A 3,018-nucleotide genomic window follows, 5' to 3' on the forward strand; every position below is an offset into this window, starting at 1 on the left:
CCCCTGCCCCGACCCGTGGCCCCCGGCCGCGGACCCGCCGGACTCCACCGAACCGAGAAGATCCCCCGGGCTCTCGGACCGGCCCCGCACGAAGTACCCGTACACGCATCCCGAAGACATGGAGTCGCGCATGCTGCGCCGCATCGCTTTCACCGCCTTCGCCGCCTTCGCCACGCTGACGGCCACGCCCGCCGCCTCCGCCGACCCCCTGCCGCTTCCGCTGCCGGCCCGCCTCGCGGCGGACAAGGGCGGAGGCGAGGACCGGCTGCGGCTGACGGTCTCGGGCACCGGGAACCGCCGCGCGGACGGTTCGTACGAGCTGGAGTGCCACCGCGCACGGGGCCGCGCGGCCGGGAGCCACCCCGCCGCGAGGGCGGCCTGCGACCGGCTGGAGCAGCTGGCGGCACAGGGCCGCAACCCGTTCGCGCCAACGCCGGCGCGGGCGAGGTGCGCGGCGGGGTACGGCGGCCCCGCGACGGCGCGGATCATCGGCACCTGGCGCGGCAGGACCGTCGACGCCTCCTACAGCCGGCGCGACGGCTGCGAGATCGCCCGGTGGGAGCGGATGGAGCCCGTGCTGCCCACGGCGAGCGCCTGAACAGCCCTGATCGGGCGACGAGAGACCTCCGGACGCACAAAGGGATCACAGGAGTCTCACCGCTTCCCTTGCCCGGGCCACACAACCTTGACGCGAGCTCCGTCTCATACACCGTTGAACGGTGTCCCGCTGGCCGTAGACTCCCTCTCTAGCGACAGCCGAGCTGCTGTCGGCAAACGCAGTAGGTGCAGGGAGGAACCGTCGTTGTGAGCAGCAGGCCATCCCGAGGCGCTGCTCGCCTCGCCGCCATACTCGACGCCCTGCCCGACGCGCTGCTGCTCGTCAACGCCAACGGCACCGTCGTCAACGCCAACAGCATCGCCCTTGAGACCTTCGAGACGCCGGGCACGGCGCTGGTGGGACGCGGGCTGCTGGACCTGCTGCCGCACTTCGACTCGAAGCTGATCCCCGGCTCCATGCGCCGCCCCGGCGACACCGGTGACCGGGGCCGGACCAAGCCGACGCGGATGGTCGCGCGGCGCACGGACGGCACCGAGTTCCCCGTCGAGGTCTCCAGCGCCAACCTGGAGGACGGCCGCCAGGCGTACGACGGCTACGGCTACACCGGCGACGAGCTGCTGATGCTCGTCGTACGGGACCTGACGGGCACGATCGACACCGAGGCCGAGCTGGCCCGCTCGCAGCGGCAGACCGAGATGATCCTGCGGGCGGCGGCCGAGGGCGTCGTCGGCACGGACACCGAAGGGCGGGTGGTGCTGGTCAACCCCGCCGCCGCCCAGATCCTCGGCTACCGCGCCAGCGACCTGGGCGGGAAGAAGCTGCACAAGCTGGCGCTGCACAGCCGCGCCGACGGCGAGCCCTTCCCGTACGAGGAATCCCCGCTCGCGGACACGCTGCGCTCCGGGCGCAAGCACCGGGTGCGCGGGCAGGTGCTGTGGACGAAGGACGGCAAGGCGGTCTCCGTCGACCTGACCACCTCGCCGGTGCGGGACGGGGACCAGCTGGTCGGCGCCGTGATGGCGTTCACCGACCGGAGGCCCTACGACGCCCTCGCCGCGAAGCACGCGGAGGAGCTGGAGAAGCTCCGCACGGAGCACGCGGAGGAGCTCGAGGCGGAGCGGAAGGAGCGTGCGGAGGAGAAGGCGGAGCTGGAGGAGCGCCATGAGGCGGTCGCCGCCCGGCACGCGCAGCTCCTCGCCGTGCTCGACCGCTCGCTGCGCGGCCCGCTTGCCGAGCTGCGGCGCGAACTCGGCACCCTCGCCGCCGACGACGCCGGGCAGCTGTGGCCGGAGGCCAACCAGATCCTGCACCACCTGGCCGCCGGGTACAGCAGGATGACGACACTGGTCGACAACGTCCTCGCCTACCAGCGGCTGGACGCGGGCGACGACGAGCTGACACGTACGACGGTCCTGCTCGACCAGGTGGTCGCCGAGGGTGTCGAAGGCGCGATCGAGCTGATCGGTCCCGGCCGGGCCCAGTTCGCGGTGCACGCGCCGCCGATCGAGGCCGAGGTGGACGCGGCCCGGCTGTCCCGTGCCCTCTCCCACCTCATCGCCGATGTCGCCGGGGTCGACTCCACCGGCAACGCGCCGGTCATCGTGGGCGGCTACGGCGACTCCACGATCGTGGTCGCCGCGGCGCAGCGGGGCGAGGTCGCGCGTATCGAAGTACGTGGCCCTTACGCCGGTGGGGATCCGGTGCACGGGCCGATCGTGCACGGCATCGTGCAGGCCCACGGCGGAGTGCTCCAGACGGTCGAGGTGCCGGGCATGAGCGGCAGCGCGTTCGTGCTGGAGGTGCCGCTGGGCGCGGGCACCGGGCTGGTCAAGGAGCAGCAGCAGCCGGCCGGGCAGGCGACGGCCGCGGCGGCCCCCGTTCCCGCGCAGGCGGCGGGCCCGGGCACCGGGCGGCGGGCGCGCCGGTCCTCCACGGACGCCTTCCTGGACGGGCCTGACGAGCCGACGGGTCACGAGCGCGCCGAAGCACCTGAGGGGGCGGCGGAAAACGGGAACGCGGACGCTCCTTCGCCCACCGGGCGGCGCCGGGCCGCCCCCGGGCAGGACCTCGTGCCCGCGCAGGCGGGCGGCGGCCAGCCGGCCAGGCCGACGGGACGCAGGCGGGGCAGGCCCAGTCCGGCCGAGGTGGCCCAGCAGCAGCAGCGGCAACAGCCGCCGGTTCCCGGTGCGCCGGATCTGGTGGCGGCGGGCGGGGCCGTTCCCGTACCGCCGCAGGGTGTGCCGACCGGGCGCCGGGCACGCAGGAACCCGGAGGGGGCGATGCCCGCCCTGCCCGCCGGGCCCTCGCCCGCCGCTGCCCCGGCTCCCGGGCCGGCTCCCGGGCCGGCTCCCGTGCCGGCTCCCGTACCGGCTCCCGTACCGGTCCCCTCCGCCGTTCCTGCCCCGGCCCCTGCCGCGGGTGCCGCTCCAGTGCCCGTACCGTCACCCGCCCCCGTTCCG

Annotated in this window: 2 protein-coding genes; both read left to right on the plus strand. The window is 74.9% G+C overall.

The features are described from left to right. The coding region (locus GUY61_RS36780; protein ID WP_313897025.1) for an SSI family serine proteinase inhibitor at positions 1-598 on the plus strand (598 nt) is incomplete at its 5' end. A gap of 206 nt (positions 599-804) precedes the next feature. Beyond that, the coding region (locus tag GUY61_RS36785; RefSeq protein ID WP_166634643.1) for a PAS domain-containing protein at positions 805-3,018 on the plus strand (2,214 nt) is incomplete at its 3' end.

Origin of the sequence: Streptomyces sp. GC420 (assembly GCF_009916105.1) — a bacterium.
Classification (GTDB): domain Bacteria; phylum Actinomycetota; class Actinomycetes; order Streptomycetales; family Streptomycetaceae; genus Streptomyces.